1 protein-coding gene is annotated in these 267 nt (G+C 43.8%); it reads right to left on the reverse strand.

Going from position 1 to position 267, the window contains the following annotated elements; all coding sequences use genetic code 11:
* Nucleotides 1-267 (reverse strand): efflux RND transporter periplasmic adaptor subunit (locus AAEY79_RS15100; protein WP_352289254.1); only part of this gene is annotated, 267 nt, incomplete at both ends.

The following is a 267-nucleotide window of genomic DNA, read 5'->3' on the forward strand; positions in this document are numbered from 1 at the left end:
GGGTTAACGCGGCTATCAATCGAAGTAACAACGCCTTTAAATATCTGGTCGGGATACGCAACCGCTTTGGCTTCAACGAGTTTGCCTGGTTGTAATTCTTGAATAAAACGCTCTGGCACAGAAAAATCTAATTTAATTTTACTCACATCGTCTAGGGTACTAATTTGCTCACCTGGGGTCACTAAGCTACCCACACTCACTTGGCGTAAACCTAATTTACCTGAAAATGGTGCTTTAATTGCGCGGTCTTCTAGCGCAGCTTTAGCC

This window comes from Psychrobacter sp. GW64-MNA-CIBAN-0177 (assembly GCF_040309585.1).
Taxonomy (GTDB): Bacteria; Pseudomonadota; Gammaproteobacteria; order Pseudomonadales; family Moraxellaceae; genus Psychrobacter; species Psychrobacter okhotskensis.